Genomic DNA, 19,769 nt, shown 5'->3' on the forward strand with positions numbered 1-19,769 from the left:
TTGAAAACTCTCTTCTTTTTTGAAATTATGCAATCGGAGGAGAGTTTTTATGATTATCGATACGCATCTGCATCTGATTGACAAAAGCACGCTCAATTATCCATGGCTTGCGGACGTGCCTGCGCTCAACCGCGACTTCCTGTTTGAGACATACAGACAACAGGCAGAACGCTGCGGCATTCATGCCGCATTGCATATGGAAGTGGACGTTGCAGCGGATGCGATTGAAGCTGAAACCAAGCATATTCAGGATATTTCCATCGCCAATGGTGGCTTCATCAAAGGTGCAATAGCCTCATGTCGCCCGGAGGAACCGGGATTTGCCGCGTATCTGGAGCAGAGCCTGCGCAATCCCTTTATCAAAGGTTTTCGCCGTGTGCTGCATGTGGTGCCGGACGAACTGTCCGAAGGTGCTTTGTTTCGCGAAAATATCAAGCGGCTGCAAAGCACGGGCCTGACCTTTGATCTCTGCGCACTCCCGCATCAGATTGACAAGGTTCTGGCACTGGCCGACCTCGCACCGGACCTGCAATTCGTGCTTGATCACTGCGGCGTGCCGGACATCAAATCGGGCGCGCTGGAAGTCTGGCAGAAGGGCATCACCGAGATTGCGCAGCGCGATAATGTGGTCGCCAAGATTTCAGGTGTGGTCGCCTATGCAAAGCCTGAATGCTGGACGGTCGAGACCCTGCGCCCCTATGTCGAGCATGTGATTCAGTCCTTCGGCTGGGAGCGGATCGTGTGGGGCAGCGATTGGCCGGTCTGCACCTTAGCGAGCAATGTCGATGCCGGTCTTTCCACATGGGTGGCGACAACCCATGCGCTGATTAAAGGATGCAGCGAAGACGAAAAGGCGCTGCTGCTTGCGGATAATGCAAGGCGCCTTTGGAAGCTATAAACTGATTGGGCTGGCGAGTTGATCGCCAGCCCAATATTTTTTGATTAAAAACTTGCGCGGAAAAGCCGGTTAAGATCGGCGACGACATGTTCCGCCTTTTCGTTTTGCTGCAAGCCCTTGTTGATGCGCTCGGAGGCCGCTTCCTGAAACGGCATATAGCCATCGTGACGCGGACGCACCCATGCGCCTTCCAGCGTCGAGCGGGTGTCGCGATAAAAGCCTAACGTCGCAGCATTGACTGCATCGTCTTCCCAGGCTCCCGCATGCCCCGGTTGGCCGTTGGAAGCAGCATAAAGCCCCTTTTGCACGTCACCGCTTGCAATCCAGTAAGCAAAATCAATCGCGGCTTGCGGATGCCTGCTGAAGGCTGAAACGGCAATGCCCGTGCCCCCCAGAGCAGAACCCGCAACACCCGCCGGCCCCGATGGAATATCGGCAAAGCGGATCAGCCGGTCACGGAAGCCCGGCATGGCGTAATTCACATAGCCGTAAATCAGCGGGGAGCAGGCGATTTCAGAGTCCGGCGCTGCCATTTCTTCAAACACGGCAATCGGATCCATGCCGAGACATTCAGGCGCAACCAACGAAGCCAGTTCGCGCAGTTGTTCGAAAGCGTGTGAGCCATCCTCAACAGAGATCAGTTCGCCTTCCACTGAGCAAGGTGTTCCGGCATTGGCGGCGAGTGTATAAAAGCTCATCAACGAATGCGGTGAGCGCAAGGGCAAAAGCACCTTGCCAGCGCGGGCAAGACGCAGCACTTCGCCCCATGAAATGGCCGGATCATCCATCAGGTCAGGACGCCATGCCTGAACCTGTGTCGCTGAATCCACTGGAAATGCCCATTGCCGGCCTTGCCAGTTATAGCTTGGAAAAGATTGGCCCACGGAGCCATCGGCAAGCGCCGCAAGTTCCGCTTCGCGCCCCGGCACATCAAGCGGCAGCAGACAGCCTTCTTTGGTGATCTGGCCGACATGCGGATGGTCGATCACGATCATATCGAAATTGCGCGCCAGTTCCTCAACCGGAAAGGTCTCGAAATCCTGTAGCGAGCGCTTTTCCCACTCGATTTCAACGCCCTTGTCAGCAAGCCATTGTTGAGCACCCGCAACCATCGGATCATAGCCGCGCGGGTGGCTCCAGGTCATGCCTTTCAGCTTAATCGTGCTCATAGTCCGAATTCCTCGCGAATTTGCTTGCTGTTCTCGCCAATGCGCGGCGCGGCGCGTGCGACCTTCGGGCGCTGCCCGTTGATGCGCAGCGGCGAACGCGTCGTGGTGATGGAAACATCATCCGCACGGGTGACTGTTTGCAGCATGTCGAGGGTTGAAAACCCTTCGCTTTTGAGCAGTTCTTCCCAGTTGAGAACGCGGGCACACCAGATGTCGGCCGGTTCCAGAATGGCGAGCCATTCATCGACGGTTTTCTCCGCAATACGCGCAGCAATCAGACGTTTGATTTCATCGCGCTTCGCGAATGCGGTCTTCGGATCGTCCATGAAAGGCGTAAGTGTATCTGTTTCAAGCAGGGGTGCGAGTTTCGCAATCGGCATCATGGCAATCGCCAGATAGCCGTCCGACGCCGGATAAACCCCATAGGGTGCTGAAAGATAAGCGTGGGCACTGCGGAACTCAGAACGCTTTGGCAGACGACGACCATCGTTCAAATGGGTGGTCAGCACTTCAAACTGGAAATCAACCAGTGCTTCGAGAAGGCTGGTTTCGACATGCGAACCTTTGTTGGTGATGCCACGGCGGACCAGTGCAGCGAGAATACCTTGTGCTGCCGCAGCCCCTGCCAGCATATCCGCAACCGCCAGACCAAAGGGGACCGGCCCCTGCCCTTCATCACCATTGAGCCACATCAGGCCCGAACGCGCCTGCGCCAGCAAGTCCTGTCCCGGACGCCCGACCCATGGGCCCTCTTCGCCATAGCCGCTGATCGATGCATAAACGAGACGCGGATTGATTTCTTTCGCTGCCTCGTAATCAAGGCCAAGACGCTTAATAACACCGGGACGGAAGTTCTGGATCAGCACATCAGCCTGTGTGAGAAGTTTCTTCAGCGCGTTGAGATCGTCAGGATTTTTGAGGTCAATCGCAAGACTGTCCTTACCGCGATTGATCGCATGAAAAATCGTGGAATCGCCGCCGATTTCCGTGTCGCTCAGATAAAGTCTGCGCGAAAGGTCGCCGCCATCGGGCCGTTCAATCTTGATAACACGTGCGCCCAGATCCATCAGACGCAACGAACAATAAGGCCCCGACAGAAACTGGCTCATATCGACAACGACAAGCCCGCTCAGCGGCAGTTCGCTTTCCGACATTGGGAAATCCCCTCCTCATGAATTTCTTATGTGAATATAGTCTTCACATATGGATTAATGGAAGGCAAGACCGAAATGAAGCGCAGAATACAAAAACGCCGCCCGGTTGGGCGGCGTTTTCAGTAACACAGGGGATCAATCAGACTTCATTGCTGGCCAGTTCCAGCAAGGTCCACACATGATCCGCAAACGAGTTCCACACTTCGATGCGGTAATGATCAGCATCCCATTTCAACAAAATGATCTGGGCGTGATCAAAGATTGTTCGCGCAGCACCCGGATGCCCCATCTCGGCAAGATTAAGCGGCGAAGCGGCATTGAGCAACCATTCGGCCTTGGAACCGGAAATATCGATGCCGGTTTCACGGTGACTGACTTCCGTCAGGCTATGCGGCTCATTTTCATAAAGCTTTGCGAAAGCCTGCGTAATCGCTGCGCCTCTGCTTTCATCAGCCCAGATAAACCATTCATCCGGCCCAAGGCAGGCGACCGCAATATCATCCGTGCGGATAAGATCGCCGATCTTTGCCGGAATTTTTGCACCCAGCGCCTTTTCAGCCAAGCCCAGTTTTTCAGGCGCAATGCGCAGAATGAAACGGGCTGCATCTTCTGCAGCAAAGATTTCCAGACGACCGGGAATGACAACCTTGCGGTTCGAATAAGGTTTTGTCTCAACAAGCATGGTTCAATCCTTATCCGTTCAGTTTCTTGCCTTCGGGATCATAGAAAACCATGCCCGAAACAACTGCTTCATGTACGCTACTATCCGGCATCGGCATATAAAGCGTTTCGCCCATACGATCCTTGCCACCCGATACCACAGCCATGGCGATAGACCGGCCCAGCGCCTCGCTCCAGTAAGACGACGTGACATGGCCAAGCATCGTCATCGGAACGGCCTGCTTTGGATCAGCGACAATCTGTGCACCTTCTTCGAGCACCAGCTTTGGATCTTTGGTTAGAAGGCCGACCAGATGCTTGCGATCCTTTTTCAGCATATCGGGGCGTGTCAGCGAACGCTTGCCGACGAAATCCGGTTTCTGCTTGCCAACAGCCCAGCCAAGGCTTGCATCATCCGGTGTTACCGTGCCGTCCGTATCCTGACCGACAATGATATAGCCTTTTTCCGCGCGCAGAACATGCATGGTTTCGGTGCCATAAGGCGTAATGTCATATTGCTGACCCGCTTCATAAAGCGCCTTCCACAGCGAAAGACCGTAACGAGCGGGGACGTTGATTTCATAGCCGAGTTCGCCGGTGAAGCTCATGCGGAACAGACGCGCCGGTACGCCGAGGAATTTGCATTCCGCGACCGACATATGCGAGAAAGCTTCATCGGAAATATCCAGACCTTCAACCATTGGCTCAATGAGCTTACGTGCATTCGGGCCATTGATTGCGACCACAGCCCACTGTTCAGTGGTCGATGTGAGCGAGACCTTCAAGTCCGGCCATTCAGTCTGGAGATAATCTTCCATCATATTGAGCACGCGAGCTGCACCGCCGGTCGTGGTGGTCACATGGAAACGATCCTGTGTCAGACGACCAACAACACCGTCATCGCGGATGAAGCCATCTTCGCCGAGCAGCAGACCATAACGGCAGCGACCGATACCAAGTTTCGTCCATGGATTGGTATACATACGGTTCATGAATTCGGCCGCATCCGGGCCAACCACTTCGATCTTGCCGAGCGTTGAAGCGTCGAACATGCCCAATGATTCACGTGTAGCACGACATTCACGCGCTACGGCCTGATGCATGTTTTCGCCGGTTTTCGGAAAATACCATGCGCGGCGCCACAGCGAAACCGGCTCGAAAGCTGCGCCATGCTGTTCGGCCCAGCTATCAATCGGTGTCTTGCGTGTGACATCAAACAGTTTGCCGCGATTGTAACCGCAGAAAGCGCCAAAGGTCGTCGGCGTATAAGGCGGACGGAAGGTGGTGAGGCCAACCTGCGGTGTCGGGCGCTTGAGCGCATCGGCTGCTACAGCCAGACCGTTGATGTTCGACGTCTTGCCCTGATCGGTCGCCATGCCGTTGGTGGTATAGCGCTTGACATGTTCGATGGAGTGAAAGCCTTCGCGCACAGCCAAACGAATATCCTTGGCGGTCACATCATTCTGGAAATCGATGAAAGCCTTGGCTTTGCCCGGATCGCGATCCGTTGGCAGTTCGCGCACGCTGATGCCATCGCAGATGAAATCACCGGCAACCGCATATTCGGATGCCTTGGCTTTATGGCCTGCATCCTTCGCAGCGGCAGCACCCGCTTCCGCACCCTCACGAAGAGCGGCCTGCAAATCGAAATTGCCATTACCAGCACCGGCACAGCGGCTTTCCTCGGTGCGTTCGCCCGGCAGATAGATCTGACGTGCTTCGTCCCAGATCAGCGAGCCTTTGGTGTGCGAGAAAAGATGCACACTCGGATTCCAGCCGCCCGACATCAGCAGAGCATCACAGGCAATCGTGCGCGCAGCACCGACCGAACCATTGGAAACCGGATTAGCGCGCACCGACGATACGCGATGGCGACCGCCTGTGTCCGTCACAGTCCAGCCCGTGAGCGTTTCAATGCCGAGCATTTTTGCACGATTGATAAGGCTGTCGGCAACGCTTGAACGCACATCGATGATGGCCGGAATTTTCACGCCTGCAACCGCGAGATCAAAAGCTGCAAGCCATGCGCTGTCATGCGAGGTGACGACAACCGCCTGATTGCCGACCTTGACGCCATAGCGGTTGAGATAGGTGCGGGCAGCGGAAGCCAGCATCACGCCGGGGCGGTCATTGCCCGCAAAGACCAGCGGCTTTTCAATCGCGCCCTGCGCCAAAACCACCTGCTTGGCACGCACGCGCCACATGCGTTCACGCGGGGCATTGGTGGCGAGCTTTGCCTGATGATCGGTCAGGCGCTCGCAAAGCCCGACCATGTTCTGATGATAATAGCCAATGGCAGTTGTGCGCGGCAAAAGCGTGACATTCGGATTGGCTTTAAGGACCGCAATAGTTTCACTGAGCCAGTCCCAGCTTGCGCGGCCATTGATGACCGGCTCTGGTTCCGACAGAAGCGAGCCGCCAAATTCGGCCTGTTCGTCAACGAGAATAACCTTCGCACCACTCTTTGCGGCCTCAAGCGCGGCAGCCAGACCGGCAGGTCCACCGCCAGCGATCAGCACGTCGCAGAAAGCATAGCGGCTGGCATAAGTGTCTGGGTCCGGTTCGGATGGCGACTTGCCAAGACCGGCAGCGCCACGGATGAAAGGCTCATAGACCTTGTTCCAGAAGCTCTTCGGCCACATGAAGGTCTTGTAGTAAAAGCCTGCCGAGAAGAACATGTAGAGCGCATCATTGATCGCGCCGACATCGTGTTTCAGCGACGGCCAGTGGTTCTGCGTTTCGGCCTTCAGACCCTCATAGAGTTCGAGAACCGTTGCGCGGGTATTCGGCTCGTAGCGACCCGGTCCTCTTGAGACGCCCATCAGCGCATTCGGCTCTTCGGAACCTGCGGAAAGAATACCGCGCGGACGGTGGTATTTAAATGAACGACCGGCCAGATGCTCGCCATTGGCAAGCAAAGCGGAGGCCAGCGTGTCGCCTTCAAAACCCGCATAGGATTTGCCATTGAAGCTGAACCGTACGGATTTGGCCTTATTGACACGGCCTTTGTTATGAATGCGCATATCGGTCATTATTTTGTCTCCGCAGCCGGAGTTTCTGCCAAAGCAGGACGGGGTTCACCGGCCTTGTAGGTGGTGACAAACTTGTCGCTCACCGTGTCACGCACCGCATTGAAGAAGCGACCGCAGCCATTGATATGCCGCCAGCGTTCATAATGGGTGCCGCGTGGATTGGAGCGTGTGAACAGGAAATCACGCCATTCATCATCGGAAAGCGTCGAGGGGTCGGCTGGACGCGCGATATGCGCTTCACCTGCATAAGCGAATTCCAGTTCAGGACGTTCCATCTCGCAATAAGGGCAACGGATAAGAAGCATTTTGTGTTTCCCCTATTCCTTAGTGCGCCACAGCGGCAGCAGCCGCTTCGTCGATCAGGCGACCGGTGGTGAAGCGTTCAAGCGTAAACGGTGCATTGATCCAGTGCGGTTCGTCACGGGCAATCGTATGCGCAAAGACATTGGCAGAACCCGGCGTCGCCTTGAAGCCGCCCGTGCCCCAGCCGCAATTGACATAAAGGCCCGGCACCGGCGTTTTGCCGATAATCGGCGAGCGATCCGGCGTAACATCAACGATACCACCCCATTTGCGCAACATGCGCATACGGGTAAAAATCGGGAAAACTTCGCAGATGGCAGCCAGCGTATGCTCGATCAACGGCAGACCGCCGCGCTGACTATAAGAGACATACTGGTCAGTGCCCGAACCAATCACCAGTTCGCCCTTGTCGGACTGGCTGATATAGGCATGGACCGTGTTGGACATGACCACGCAAGGGAAGATCGGCTTGACCGGCTCGGATACAAGCGCCTGTAGCGGATAGCTTTCAAGCGGCATACGCACACCGGCCGTATCCATCACGACGGAAGTGCTACCTGCCGCCGACACTGCGACCTTCTTTGCCTTGATCAAACCGCGCGGCGTTTCAACGCCGGTCACACGACCAGAGGCATCGCGACGAATAGCCGTTACCGGGCAATTCTGAATAATATCGACGCCGCGTTCAGTTGCGCCGCGTGCATAGCCCCATGCAACAGCATCGTGACGGGCAACACCACCGCGTCGCTGCAAGCTGGCACCAACAACAGGATACCGCGCATTGGCTGAAATATCGAGCGGCGGGCAGAATTCCTTCGCCTGCTCTTTGGTCAGCCATTCATTGTCGATGCCATTGAGACGGTTGGAATGGATGTGCCGCTTGAAGCTCTGCACATCATGCACGGTGTGCGCCAGCATCATCACGCCGCGCTGCGAGAACATAACGTTATAATTGAGGTCCTGGCTCAGCCCTTCCCACAGTTTCATCGCATGTTCGTAAAGATGTGCGCTCTCGTCATAGAGATAGTTGGAGCGGATAATGGTGGTGTTTCGACCAGTATTGCCGCCGCCAAGCCACCCTTTTTCAATCACCGCAACATTGGTGATGCCGTGTTCTTTCGCCAGATAATAGGCTGCACCCAGACCATGCCCGCCAGCACCGACAATGATCACATCATATTCGGCCTTGGGTTCGGCATTCGGCCATTGCGGTTTCCAGTTCTTGTTGCCGGACAGCGCATTGCCAACGATGGAAGCTAACGAAAAGCGGGACATATACAAACCACCAGTCTTACGGTTCATGCTCTCCTGTGGCGCATGAAAAACCTCTGACGATATTTGTATTGGGTAGCGCATAAAATCGACAGCAGACTTGCGTCAAAAGACGACACAAATACGACATGACCACCATTTCGCGACATTGTCGCCAAAAGGCCTTTGGGCCTTTCGTTCTTCGTATTTCGTAAAAGACACCACATTAGAAATCTTCAAAAAGATTTCATACTAATAGGACAACAATATTGTCCTTTTCTCTTTTCTTTTATTGCGTGAAGCGCTACTCAAGCGCTCATAAACACCCCTTTAAAGAGGGATAAAAGCAAGAAAGGTGATTTTATGACTAAGGAGAATATACTCGAAAGCGCTCTCGTTCGTCTTGATGAGGCTGCAAGTCATATCAATATCGATCCGGATGTTATCGAAAAGCTGAAATACGCCCGCGAAACCATGAAAGTGCGGTTGATGATCCGCATGGATGATGGATCGCGCAAATCCTTTCTTGCATGGCGCTGCCGTTATGACGACACGCGCGGACCGACCAAAGGTGGCATTCGCTACCATCCCGAAGCAACCGCTGAAGAAGTCGAAACGCTCGCTTTCTGGATGACCTTCAAATGCGCGGTCATGAACCTGCCTTATGGCGGCGGCAAGGGTGCCATTCAGGTTGATCCGCGTCAGCTCTCGAAAGCTGAACTGGAGCGTCTGTCGCGCGCCTATATTCAGGCTTTCTCCGGCATTATCGGCCCAGATCGCGATATTCCGGCACCCGACGTTTACACCAACTCAATGATTATGGGCTGGATGGCAGACGAGTATTCGCAGATCGTCGGCCAGTCTTCGCCCGCTGTTATCACCGGCAAGCCGCTGGCATTGGGCGGTTCTCTGGGTCGTAACGATGCGACAGCACGCGGCGGCTTTTATCTGGTGCGCCATCTTGCAGATGACCTCGGCCTCTCAAAGCAGCTTCGCGTCACGGTTCAGGGTTTTGGCAACGCCGGTCAGTTTATTGCAAAGCTGATGGCCAGCGATGGCCACAAGATCGTTGCCGTTTCGGATTCATCAGGAGCCGTCTACTGCGCTGATGGGCTTGATCTTGATGCCCTTTTGGAAGCCAAGGCACAGAACAAATCGGTTGTTTCCACCGCTGGCACCAGGGGGCATGAAGCCATTACCGCCAGTGAACTGGTTGCCGTGGATTGCGATGTTCTGGTGCCAAGCGCGATGGAAAACATGATCCATGCCGAGAATGCCGGTTCCATCAAAGCCAAGTTGATTGTCGAACTTGCCAATGGTCCTGTGACCGCTGAGGCTGACAAGATTCTGGCTGCGAACGGCACGATTGTGCTGCCGGATATTCTGGCAAACGCCGGTGGCGTGACAGTTTCGTATTTCGAGTGGGTTCAGAATCGTCAGGGTTATTACTGGACGCTCGAAGAAATCCATGAACGCCTCAAAACCATCATGGAACGCGAGGGACGCGCCATCTGGAACCACGCGAAACAACATAATGTCAGTCTTCGAACCGCCGCTTATGTTCATGCGCTGGAACGTCTTGCGCAGGCTATCGAAGCACACGGCACGCAAAACGATTTCGCGGCCTGATCTTTTGACTTGAATTGGTCCCTCCTGCCAGACTGTTGTCAGGAGGGAATTTTATATAAACTTTTCTTTTTGCCCGCGTGCCATAGTTTATCCGACATGGAATGAAACCAGCGCAGTGGGAAAAGAAACATGTTTTATCAAAGCCTTTTGAAGGGGTCTGCTTTCGCACTCGCCCTTTTAGCCGGTGCAAGCGCGCTCGCGAGCGTGGCGCAGGCACAGGTTGTCGTATCCTCCAAGATCGATACCGAAGGTGGCGTGCTTGGCAATATTATCATCGCGGTTCTCAACGCCAACAATATTGAAACCAAGGACCGCATCCAGCTTGGAGCCACGCCTGTTGTTCGTCAGGCCATAACGGCTGGGGAAATCGATATTTATCCTGAATATACCGGCAATGCCGCGTTCTTTTTCAACAAGGCGGATGATCCGCTCTGGAAAGATCCACTCAAGGCTTATGAGACAGCCAAAAAGCTTGATTATGATGCCAATAAAATTGTCTGGCTTACGCCTTCGCCTGCCAATAACACCTGGGGCATTGCCATTCGCAAGGATATCGCCGACGAAAACAAGCTGATAAGCTTGAGCGATTTCGGGAAATACACCGCCGATGGCGGCAAGGTGGTGCTTGCTGCATCGTCTGAATTTGTCAATTCGGCTGCGGCCTTGCCCGCATTCCAAACGGCCTATGCATTCACGCTTAAACCCGATCAGCTCATTACGCTCTCTGGCGGCGATACGGCAGCAACAATTTCAGCGGCAGCCAGTCAGACAAGCGGGGCAAATGCGGCTATGGTTTATGGCACCGATGGCGGCATCGCCCCTTCGGGTCTGGTGGTGCTAGAGGATGATAAGCACGTTCAGCCAGTCTATCAGCCAGCGCCGATTATTCGCGAAGACGTCCTTAAGAAGAATCCCGAAATTGAAGCTTTGTTGAAGCCGGTCTTTGAGAAACTCGACCTCACCACACTTCAGGACCTCAATGGTCGTGTCCAGCTTGGCGGGGAGCCGGCAAAGGCCGTTGCTGAAGACTTTCTCAAGAAAAACGGCTTTATCAACTAAGCTGACAGGGCAGCGAATTCTTGTCAGACACAATCACACATCACCGCCCATCGCACGGGACTGAAAAACGTTTGATTGACAAACTCGGACTGGTTTTCGCGGTCTTGGGCATGGGCGGAGTGCTGCTGCCTTTTGCGACATTGCGTCCAAACCGTATTGTGCAGGGAGAGGCACGCTTCCTGTTGGATGCCTTGCCAAGTTCAGTGAGCGCGGTGCTTCTCGCGGTCCTTGTAGCAAGCCTGATGATTGCGCTGTTTGTCAACACCCGGCTTCTCAGGCTTGCCGCAAGCAGCATTGCCCTTGCATGTTTGCTTGTGGCGCTGGGAAGTGCGGCGTCCCACCTCATGCCGGAGGGCAACGCCTATGCCCGTGTTTCGCCCGCCTCAGGCTTCTGGCTTTTGCTTTTCATGGCTGGGCTTTATGTGGCTGACAGTCTGGTGCGCTTGCAGATGCAACCGCTCGCCCGCATCGGGCTGCTGCTTTTTGCAACCGTGCTCTTGGGGTTGCTGTTATCGTCTACGCTCTGGGACAACATTTCCTTTATGAAGGAATATCAAAGCCGGGCACAGAGTTTCTGGAACGAAGCGCGCCGACATGTGGAACTGGCCCTGGGATCGCTTATTGCCGCAACCGTGATCGGCGTCCCCCTCGGTCTCGTCTGCTATCGCCTGCCCAGATTGCGCGCATATGTTCTCAACAGTCTCAACATCGTGCAGACAATCCCGTCCATGGCGCTTTTCGGGCTGTTGATCGCTCCGCTTGGCTGGTTTGCAATGCAGTTTCCGTGGGCGGCCAGCCTTGGCATTCGCGGCATTGGTGCCGCGCCAGCCTTTGTTGCGCTGTTTCTTTATTCGCTGCTGCCAATTGTTGCCAATACCGTGACAGGCCTGACCAATGTTCCTGCACCCATCACCGATGCGGCGCGCGGCATGGGCATGACGCGGTTGCAAAGCCTTTTTAAAACCGAAATGCCTCTGGCTTTTCCGGTCATTCTGACTGGCATTCGCATCGTGATGATTCAGAATATCGGACTGACCACCATTGCTGCATTGATCGGCGGCGGCGGTTTTGGCGTTTTCGTGTTTCAAGGCATTGGACAGAACGCCATGGATCTCGTGCTTTTGGGCGCGCTCCCCACCGTTCTGCTGGCCTTTGCTGCGGGTGTCATTCTCGATACCATCATAGACATTGCCCAAAAAGAGAAAACCGCATGATCGAGTTTGACCGCATTACCAAGCTTTATAACGGACGGGCAGCCGTTGACAGCGTCAGCTTCATGATCAAGCCGCACAGCATTGCAGCGATTGTCGGAACGTCCGGCTCGGGCAAAACAACCTTGCTGCGCATGGTCAACCGGCTGGAGGAGCCAACACATGGCGAAATCCGCATTGACGGCCAAACTATTCACGATGTGCCAGGCTATGAACTGCGGCGGCGTATCGGTTATGTCATCCAGCAACATGGGCTCTTCCCCCATCGCAGCGTCGCCGAAAACATCGCCACGGTTCCTGTTCTTTTAGGCTGGTCAAAAAGCCGTATAGAAGCCCGTGTCGATGAATTGCTCGAATTATTCCAGCTTGCGCCGCAAGATTATCGCGACCGTTATCCGCATGAGCTTTCAGGCGGGCAGGCGCAGCGTGTCGGGGTGGCCCGCGCCCTTGCAGCAAGCCCGAATATTCTGCTGATGGACGAACCTTTCGGAGCACTTGATCCCATTGTCAGGTTGAAGGCACAGGAAGATCTCAAAGCCATCCAAAAACGTCTTGGCACGACCATCCTGCTGGTTACGCATGATATGGAGGAAGCGATTTCGCTTGGCGACAGTATTGCGGTGATGGACGATGGAAAGTTGCTGCAATATGGCGCACCGGCGGAAATCCTCGCACATCCGACAAGCGAATTCGTGGAGCGTCTGGTCGGCACCGGTGAACGCCCGTTCCGGCTTTTGTCATTAACCGACCTTAAAACGGTGCTACAACCGGGAGACGCCACAGGCGCAGCCTTTCCCGTCACAGCGTCGCTGCGCGATGCACTGGCGGAGCTGCTTTGGTCAGGGCGTAAAGCGCTGCCGGTTCACGATCATGACGGCAGGTCTCTGGGCCGCGTGACGCTGGAAACACTTCTGCATCAGGCCGAGCGTCCCAGATGAAGTTTCTTGTGTATCTCGCGCCGCGCCTGCTGCTTTTTGTCGTGTTGTTGCTGTTTCTTTTGCATCCGCATATGTTCGAACCGCTGTTGCGTCCGCTTGTCAATGAAGGCGCACCGGTCATTTATGAGCGCGCAAGTCTGCTGACCCTGACATTGCAGCATCTTGGGCTTGTCGCCGCTGCAACATGTGCTTCAGCGCTCATCGCCACTGCAATGGCAATCGGGGTTACGCGTGCATCGGGTGCGGAGTTTCTTCCGCTTTCACGAAGCCTTGTGAATATCGGGCAGACCTTTCCGCCTGTTGCCGTGCTCGCCCTTGCCGTTCCGGTGTTTGGTTTTGGCGATAAGCCAACACTTATCGCCCTGTTTCTTTATGGGATGTTGCCAATTTTTGAGAATACGCTCACAGGTTTGACCACCCTACCCGCGCCCGTGGTCGAAGCTGCCCGCGGCATGGGAATGACCAGCATGCAGCGCCTTGTAAAAGTGGAATTGCCCCTTGCAACACCGGTCATTCTGGGCGGCATCAGGCTGTCTGCGGTGATCGGACTTGCAACCGCCACAATCGGCTCCACGGTCGCAGCAAAGACGCTCGGCGAAGTCATCATCGCCGGGCTAATTTCCAACAATCTGGCTTTCATTATGCAAGGCGGTCTGGTGGTGGCCGCGCTTGCTATTTTGATTTTCGATGGCTTTCAGGCGCTTGAACGTCTGCTTGCAAAACGTATGGGACAAATTCCGGGTTAGATCTATAAATAGCGAGTAAGCGTTCCTATATGCTGGCAAAGAGAAAGCATTTCCAATAATTCAATCAAAACAGGAAATGCTCTATAAGCGGCGAGGAACGGGATGAATATCGGACAGGCAGCCACCGCATCGGGCATATCGGCGAAAATGATCCGCCATTATGAAGCCATCGGACTGATCGACGCCGCCGATCGGACCAGTTCCGGCTATCGCGTCTACACGCAAAAAGATGTCGAAACGCTGCGCTTTATTCGCTCAAGCCGTGATCTCGGATTTCAGGTCGATCAGATCAAAGCACTGCTCGCGCTCTGGCGGGATCGCAATCGTGCATCATCGGATGTGAAGAAGGTTGCGCTTATTCATGTTGAAGAACTGGAGGCCAAGATGCGCCAGCTTCAGGACATGGCCAACACGTTGCGTCACCTCGCGCATAACTGCCATGGGGATAATCGCCCCGACTGCCCGATCATTCAGGAGCTGGCCAACAGCAACGCCGAACAGTCCCACCGAAAAATGCCACGAAAAGGTGAACTGCTGCACGGAAAGCTTTGAACGAAAAAACGCCGGGAAATACCGGCGTTTTCGTTTGATAAGCGGTGTTATTTCGGCAGCTTGTAAGCGATCACATAATCGCCGGGCTTCGTGCCCACCGAACCATGACCACCGGCAACCATCAGCACATATTGCTCATCATCAACGGTATAGGTCATTGGTGTTGACTGACCACCCGCAGGCAGGCGTGCTTCCCAAAGCACCTTGCCATTGGTGAGATCATAAGCACGCAGATAGTCATCCACGGCTGCACCAAGGAACACCACGCCACCAGCCGTAATCATCGGGCCACCAATACCGGGAACACCAACTTTAAGCGGCAGAGGAACAGGCGCCATATCCTCGATTGTCCCATTGCGGTGCTTATAGGCAATTTTGCCGGTGCGCAGATCAACCCCCGCAACAAAGCCCCATGGCGGTGTCTGGCACGGAATGCCCAGCGGGCTGACGAATGGCCCCATAAAGACGCCATAAGGTGCGCCGTCATTGCGGTTCAGACCCTGTTCGCTGCCCTTCTCATCCTGACCGCGTGGCGGAACATCCGCACGTGGGACGAGCTTTGAGGTAAAGGCCAGATAAGTCGGCATACCGAACATAACCTGACGCACAGGATCGACCGCAACGCTGCCCCAGTTGAAGACACCGAAATTGCCCGGATAGACAATGGTGCCCTTCAGTGAAGGCGGCGTGTAACGGCCTTCATAGAAATGCTGGCGGAAAGCAATGCGGCATGCCAGCTGATCAAACAGTGTCACGCCCCACATGCTGCTTTCTGTAAGCGGTGCCGGGCTGAATGTCAGATCAGAGATCGGCTGCGTTGGGGATGTATGATCTTCCGGAATCGCGCCTGTTGGTGCTGCAATCTCGCTGATCGGGATGATTGGCTCACCCGTTCGGCGGTCCAGCACATAAATATCGCCCTGCTTGGTTGGACCAACCAGTGCCGGTACACCGTTGATCTCCAGCAGAACCGGCTGAGCAGGAACGTCCATATCCCAAAGATCGTGGTGAACCGTCTGGCGCACCCACTTGACTTGTCCCGTATTCACATCAAGGGCGACAATAGACGACGAGTATTTCTCAACATGATCGCTGCGATCCATGCCAAGCTGATCAGGAACCTGATTGCCCAGCGGAATGAAGATCAGGCCAAGCCCTTCATCGACGCTGAAAACTGACCAGCTGTTGGGCGAGTTCGTCGTGTAGTACTGGCCTTCCGGCAAAGGCGTCGTAACATCAGGATTGCCCGAATCCCAATTCCATAAGAGATCACCGGTGCGAATATCGAAGGCGCGGATAACGCCCGACTGTTCTTCGGTCGAATAATTATCATTGACCGCACCGCCGACGATAATCTTGTCACCAACGACTGCCGGCGGCGAGGTCGAATAATAATAGCCGGCCGGATTATATTTCATGCCCTGACCAAGATCGAGCGTGCCGCCATTGGCAAAATCGGTGCAAATTTCACCCGTCTGCGTATCAAGCGCAATCAGGCGCGCATCCGAAGTCGGCAGATAAACGCGTTCGGAACATTTGGCACCGGCGGCTGCGGTCGAATCTTTCCAGTAGCTCACACCGCGGCAGGTCTGGTGCTGACGGTCCGTATTGAAGCCGACCTTGGGATCGAATTTCCACTTTTCCTTGCCGGTTGCCGCATCCAGCGCAATCGCCCAGTTGTGCGGCGTGCAGAGGTAAAGGGAATCGCCAATTTTCAGCGGTGTCACCTGATAGGTGGTTTCGCCCACATCCTGTGGCTGCTTCACATCGCCGGTTTGATATTGCCAGGCAACTTGCAGCTTGGAAACATTTTCCGGCGTTATTTGTGTGAGGGGCGAATAGCGCTGGCCATAAGGCGTACGGCCATATTGATGCCACTCGCCATCCGGCACATTGCCACCCAAATCAGGTGATGAAACCACCTTTTCGGTGGGCAGGTCGCCCGAAATATTCCACGGATCCTGCGTCATCGAATAACCGGCGACCACCAAAGCCGCCAGTGTGGCAATGGTCAGTGGCAAACCGCCACCATTGAGTGGTTTTCTGATCCATGGCGTGAGTAGCCATAGACCAAGCAGAACGATAACGCCGCCTGTTGAACCAAGGCCCCACCAGTCGAAGCCGACTTCAGACACAGCCCAGCCAAGTGCGCCGAGAATGACGAGCGCGTAAATCCAAAGCGCAATTGCGCTTCTCTTGAGGAGGAAAAAGCCCGTCAGAAGAAAGCCAATGGCAGCGATGACGAAAAACCAGCTGCCGCCCAGCGTGACAAGGTAGATGCCTGCGGCACCCAGTCCAAGACCTATCAATAAAAGTAAAATAGCCGTCAGAGAAACAAGCAAGACATTACCCCCTTCGAGTAGTGACCATGGCCCTGCCGTGCATCGCAGTTCGACTGACTAAAGCTGCACGGATAGAGAAATTCGAGGTATTCCTGATTTTGGTGGAAGTGTTGCAGCAAATGGCTTTGCAGGCAACACAACACTGCCTGCCCAAACAAATAGGCGGCAAAAGGAAAAATCCAGAGGCGACCATGTAAAAGAACCAAAGACCTATCGGCAACCCAGAGGGTTGCCGATCAAGGGTAAAGGATCAAGCCATCGGGCTCTTGAAGCTCCGGAGGCGCAGCGCATTGCTGAGAACAAAAATGCTGGAAAGCGCCATCGCACCTGCCGCCAACATCGGCGAAAGAAGTGTGCCGGTAAACGGATAAAGAATACCCGCTGCAACAGGGATCAGCGCCACGTTATAGGCGAAGGCCCAGAACAGATTTTCGCTGATGTTGCGGATCGTTGCCTTGGAGATGGCAATCGCGTTTACCACGCCACGCAAGTCACCCGACATAAGCACGACATCCGCGCTTTCAATCGCAATATCTGTGCCGGTGCCAATCGCAATGCCCACATCGGCAGCAGCCAGCGCCGGAGCATCATTGATGCCATCACCCACAAAGGCAATGCGCTTGCCGCCAGCCGACAGCCGCTTCAAAGCCTCAACCTTGCCATCGGGCAGCACTTCCGCAACCACTTCGTCAATGCCAAGGCGCTTGGCAATCGCCTGGGCAGTGCGGCGATTATCGCCGGTAATCATTGCCACTTTCAGCCCCTGCTCATGCATGGCGGCAATCGCGGCAGGCGTGGTTTCCTTCATCGGATCGGCAACCGTGATGATTGCCGCCAGCTTGCCGTCGATTGCCGCATAAAGCGGGGTCTGGCCTTCATCCCCCAAACGGCTTGCATCATCGGCAAAGACTGCAACATCAGCCCCAAGCTTGTGCATATAGCGATCAGCGCCAATGGCAACTTCATGGCCCGATACAGTGGCTTTCAGCCCGAAACCCGGAACGGATTCAAAGGCAGAAACATCGGCGAGCTTCAGGCCCTTTTCCTTTGCAGCCACCACAATGGCATCGGCAATCGGATGTTCGGAGCGCACTTCCACCGCTGCAACCAGCGCCAGCGCTTCGTCCTGATCAATGCCATCAACGACAGCAAAATGCGCCAGTGCTGGCTTTCCCTGTGTCAGCGTTCCGGTCTTATCAACCGCAATCACCGAGGCATCGCGCAAGGTTTGCAGCGCATCACCACGGCGGAACAACACGCCAAATTCAGCGGCCCGACCTGTGCCGACCATGATTGAAGTCGGGGTGGCTAGGCCCATAGCGCATGGGCAAGCGATGATAACAACCGCAATGGCGTTGACCAGCGCATAGCCCATCATGGCCGTGCCACCGATAACAAGCCATGCAATGAAGGTAAGAGCCGCCGCAGCCAGAACGGCTGGCACAAACCAGCCAGTGACCTTATCGACCTTCGCCTGAATGGACAGCTTGTCGGCCTGTGCATCTTCGACCATGCGCACGATCTGCGAAATGACCATATCCCGGCCAACTTTTGTGGCGCGGAAGGTGAAGGCGCCCGTCTTGTTGATCGTGCCGCCAACAACTTCTGCACCCGCATCCTTGGCAACAGGAACAGGTTCGCCGGTAATCATCGATTCATCCACATAGGACGAGCCTTCGATCACCGCACCATCAACCGGAACTTTCTCACCCGGGCGCACCTGCACAATATCACCAGCGCGCACATCTTCCAGCGACACATCAACTGTTTCACCATTGCGCACGACGCGTGCTGACTTCGCCTGCAAGCCAACGAGACGGCTGATTGCCGCCGAAGTTCGGCCTTTGGCGCGCGCTTCCAGATAGCGACCAATCAGAATCAGCGTGACAATGACGGCAGCAGCTTCAAAGTAAACATTGACCGTACCGACAGGCAGAATATCTGGCCAGAAGGTCGCAACAACCGAAAAGCCCCAGGCGGCAGTTGTGCCGACCACAACCAGCGAGTTCATATCGGGGGCTGCGCGCAGAAGGGCTGGGATACCTTTTTTGAAAAAGCGCATGCCGGGGCCAAAAAGCACAAGCATGGTCAGCACAAACTGGAAATACCAGCTGTTCTGCGTTCCAATCATATCCATGACCAGCATGTGCACCGCTGGAATAAGATGCGATCCCATCTCCAGAATGAAAACCGGCAGTGTCAGAACCGCAGCAAAGATAGCGTTCTTTTTCAGATCAAGCGCTTCGGCATCGCGTTTGTCGGATTGCGTTTCCTGCTTCGCATCGCTCAGCGCTTCTTCGAGAGAACGGGCTTCATAGCCCGCGTTTTCAACCGCCTTGATAAGGTCGCCCAGTGGCACCTGCCCCGCAAGTTCAACACGCGCGCGTTCAGTCGCAAGATTAACGCTGGCACGGGTTACGCCCGGCACCGCATTCAATGCCTTTTCAACCTTGCTCACACAGGAAGCGCAGCTCATGCCTTCAATGGCAAGATCGGCACTTCCCGATGGCACATCATAACCCGCCTTGCGGATCGCATCGATGACAGCGGGCATGTCAGGCGCAGCCTTGAAGGTCACATCGGCGCGCTCGGTTGCGAGGTTGACGGACACCTTGTCGACGCCCGGCACTTTCGCGACTGCCTTCTCAACGGAAGACACGCAGGAGGCGCAGCTCATCCCCTCGACGGGAATAGCGAAACTTGTGTTTTCGGGTTTGACTGGCTTGTTCATGGCAATCCCTTCCAGCTCTTTTATCAAGAGCGAATTCGTGAGTTGCATGAATACATAACCCTTCCAACCGTTGGAAGGTCAAGTCTTATACCGA

Annotated in this window: 16 protein-coding genes; 8 read left to right on the top strand and 8 right to left on the bottom strand. The window is 55.0% G+C overall.

Annotation, left to right across the window (positions count from 1 at the left end; translation table 11 throughout):
- Positions 1-49 precede the first annotated feature (49 nt).
- Complete coding sequence (locus VBH83_RS12070; protein ID WP_396997884.1) at positions 50-898, top strand: amidohydrolase family protein; 849 nt, start codon at positions 50-52, stop codon at positions 896-898.
- A 44-nt stretch (positions 899-942) separates the two neighbouring features.
- Here the strand turns inward: VBH83_RS12070 and VBH83_RS12075 are convergent, their stop codons facing one another.
- From VBH83_RS12075 to VBH83_RS12100, 6 genes are all read right to left on the bottom strand, one after another.
- Complete coding sequence (locus tag VBH83_RS12075) at positions 943-2,067, bottom strand: extracellular solute-binding protein (RefSeq protein WP_265982806.1); 1,125 nt, start codon at positions 2,065-2,067, stop codon at positions 943-945.
- Complete coding sequence (locus VBH83_RS12080; protein ID WP_265982805.1) at positions 2,064-3,221, bottom strand: CaiB/BaiF CoA-transferase family protein; 1,158 nt, start codon at positions 3,219-3,221, stop codon at positions 2,064-2,066. Before VBH83_RS12080 ends, VBH83_RS12075 begins: the two co-directional genes overlap by 4 nt.
- A 139-nt stretch (positions 3,222-3,360) precedes the next feature.
- Positions 3,361-3,903, bottom strand: a complete 543-nt coding sequence (locus tag VBH83_RS12085) for a sarcosine oxidase subunit gamma (RefSeq protein WP_265982804.1) — start codon at positions 3,901-3,903, stop codon at positions 3,361-3,363.
- Between the two features lie 10 nt (positions 3,904-3,913).
- A complete protein-coding gene (locus tag VBH83_RS12090; RefSeq protein ID WP_265982803.1) occupies positions 3,914-6,913 on the bottom strand; it encodes a sarcosine oxidase subunit alpha in 3,000 nt (999 codons plus the stop codon).
- The gene (locus VBH83_RS12095) at positions 6,913-7,218 is read right to left on the bottom strand and encodes a sarcosine oxidase subunit delta (protein ID WP_007873390.1); all 306 of its coding nucleotides are present in this window, start codon (positions 7,216-7,218) and stop codon (positions 6,913-6,915) included. Before VBH83_RS12095 ends, VBH83_RS12090 begins: the two co-directional genes overlap by 1 nt.
- Positions 7,219-7,237: 19 nt before the next feature.
- Positions 7,238-8,491 (bottom strand): sarcosine oxidase subunit beta family protein, encoded by a 1,254-nt coding sequence (locus tag VBH83_RS12100; protein ID WP_265983831.1) that lies wholly within the window; start codon positions 8,489-8,491, stop codon positions 7,238-7,240.
- Between the two features lie 339 nt (positions 8,492-8,830).
- On the opposite strand from VBH83_RS12100, the gene VBH83_RS12105 reads away from it, so the two are divergent.
- The 6 genes from VBH83_RS12105 to cueR all read left to right on the top strand — a co-directional run bounded on the left by VBH83_RS12105 (position 8,831) and on the right by cueR (position 14,602).
- Positions 8,831-10,096, top strand: a complete 1,266-nt coding sequence (locus tag VBH83_RS12105; protein WP_265982800.1) for a Glu/Leu/Phe/Val dehydrogenase — start codon at positions 8,831-8,833, stop codon at positions 10,094-10,096.
- A gap of 129 nt (positions 10,097-10,225) precedes the next feature.
- Entirely contained in the window at positions 10,226-11,155 is a 930-nt protein-coding gene (locus tag VBH83_RS12110; protein ID WP_265982798.1) for an ABC transporter substrate-binding protein, read from the top strand.
- A 110-nt stretch (positions 11,156-11,265) separates the two neighbouring features.
- Positions 11,266-12,369: an ABC transporter permease gene (locus VBH83_RS12115; RefSeq protein WP_265983830.1), complete on the top strand. Its 1,104-nt coding sequence runs from the start codon at positions 11,266-11,268 to the stop codon at positions 12,367-12,369.
- Entirely contained in the window at positions 12,366-13,304 is a 939-nt protein-coding gene (locus tag VBH83_RS12120) for an ABC transporter ATP-binding protein (protein ID WP_265982796.1), read from the top strand. The genes VBH83_RS12115 and VBH83_RS12120 overlap by 4 nt, the downstream gene beginning before the upstream one ends.
- Positions 13,301-14,050, top strand: coding sequence for an ABC transporter permease (locus VBH83_RS12125; protein WP_265982795.1), 750 nt, complete (start codon positions 13,301-13,303; stop codon positions 14,048-14,050). The genes VBH83_RS12120 and VBH83_RS12125 overlap by 4 nt, the downstream gene beginning before the upstream one ends.
- A 102-nt stretch (positions 14,051-14,152) precedes the next feature.
- Positions 14,153-14,602 carry a Cu(I)-responsive transcriptional regulator gene (gene cueR / locus VBH83_RS12130; protein WP_265982793.1) on the top strand — a complete coding sequence of 150 codons (450 nt, stop codon included), beginning with the start codon at positions 14,153-14,155 and terminating at the stop codon, positions 14,600-14,602.
- 47 nt (positions 14,603-14,649) lie between these two features.
- Here cueR and VBH83_RS12135 read toward each other — a convergent pair whose 3' ends face one another.
- Complete coding sequence (locus tag VBH83_RS12135) at positions 14,650-16,944, bottom strand: glucose/quinate/shikimate family membrane-bound PQQ-dependent dehydrogenase (RefSeq protein ID WP_396997889.1); 2,295 nt, start codon at positions 16,942-16,944, stop codon at positions 14,650-14,652.
- A 26-nt stretch (positions 16,945-16,970) separates the two neighbouring features.
- Between VBH83_RS12135 and VBH83_RS12140 the strand changes: the two genes are divergently transcribed.
- Positions 16,971-17,141 (top strand): hypothetical protein, encoded by a 171-nt coding sequence (locus tag VBH83_RS12140; protein ID WP_265982790.1) that lies wholly within the window; start codon positions 16,971-16,973, stop codon positions 17,139-17,141.
- 53 nt (positions 17,142-17,194) lie between these two features.
- Here VBH83_RS12140 and VBH83_RS12145 read toward each other — a convergent pair whose 3' ends face one another.
- Positions 17,195-19,675: a heavy metal translocating P-type ATPase gene (locus VBH83_RS12145; RefSeq protein WP_396997891.1), complete on the bottom strand. Its 2,481-nt coding sequence runs from the start codon at positions 19,673-19,675 to the stop codon at positions 17,195-17,197.
- Positions 19,676-19,769 lie beyond the last annotated feature (94 nt).

The organism is Ochrobactrum sp. S1502_03 (assembly GCF_044435015.1).
GTDB classification, from domain to species: domain Bacteria; phylum Pseudomonadota; class Alphaproteobacteria; order Rhizobiales; family Rhizobiaceae; genus Brucella; species Brucella chromiisoli.

Bases quoted from the DNA above. Each gene is read 5' to 3' on its own strand.
- VBH83_RS12070 (WP_396997884.1), top strand. From the start codon at position 50: ATGATTATCGATACGCATCTGCATCTGATTGACAAAAGCACGCTCAAT.
- VBH83_RS12075 (WP_265982806.1), bottom strand. From the start codon at position 2,067: ATGAGCACGATTAAGCTGAAAGGCATGACCTGGAGCCACCCGCGCGGC.
- VBH83_RS12080 (WP_265982805.1), bottom strand. From the start codon at position 3,221: ATGTCGGAAAGCGAACTGCCGCTGAGCGGGCTTGTCGTTGTCGATATG.
- VBH83_RS12085 (WP_265982804.1), bottom strand. From the start codon at position 3,903: ATGCTTGTTGAGACAAAACCTTATTCGAACCGCAAGGTTGTCATTCCC.
- VBH83_RS12090 (WP_265982803.1), bottom strand. From the start codon at position 6,913: ATGACCGATATGCGCATTCATAACAAAGGCCGTGTCAATAAGGCCAAA.
- VBH83_RS12095 (WP_007873390.1), bottom strand. From the start codon at position 7,218: ATGCTTCTTATCCGTTGCCCTTATTGCGAGATGGAACGTCCTGAACTG.
- VBH83_RS12100 (WP_265983831.1), bottom strand. From the start codon at position 8,491: ATGTCCCGCTTTTCGTTAGCTTCCATCGTTGGCAATGCGCTGTCCGGC.
- VBH83_RS12105 (WP_265982800.1), top strand. From the start codon at position 8,831: ATGACTAAGGAGAATATACTCGAAAGCGCTCTCGTTCGTCTTGATGAG.
- VBH83_RS12110 (WP_265982798.1), top strand. From the start codon at position 10,226: ATGTTTTATCAAAGCCTTTTGAAGGGGTCTGCTTTCGCACTCGCCCTT.
- VBH83_RS12115 (WP_265983830.1), top strand. From the start codon at position 11,266: ATGGGCGGAGTGCTGCTGCCTTTTGCGACATTGCGTCCAAACCGTATT.
- VBH83_RS12120 (WP_265982796.1), top strand. From the start codon at position 12,366: ATGATCGAGTTTGACCGCATTACCAAGCTTTATAACGGACGGGCAGCC.
- VBH83_RS12125 (WP_265982795.1), top strand. From the start codon at position 13,301: ATGAAGTTTCTTGTGTATCTCGCGCCGCGCCTGCTGCTTTTTGTCGTG.
- cueR (WP_265982793.1), top strand. From the start codon at position 14,153: ATGAATATCGGACAGGCAGCCACCGCATCGGGCATATCGGCGAAAATG.
- VBH83_RS12140 (WP_265982790.1), top strand. From the start codon at position 16,971: ATGGCCCTGCCGTGCATCGCAGTTCGACTGACTAAAGCTGCACGGATA.
- VBH83_RS12145 (WP_396997891.1), bottom strand. From the start codon at position 19,675: ATGAACAAGCCAGTCAAACCCGAAAACACAAGTTTCGCTATTCCCGTC.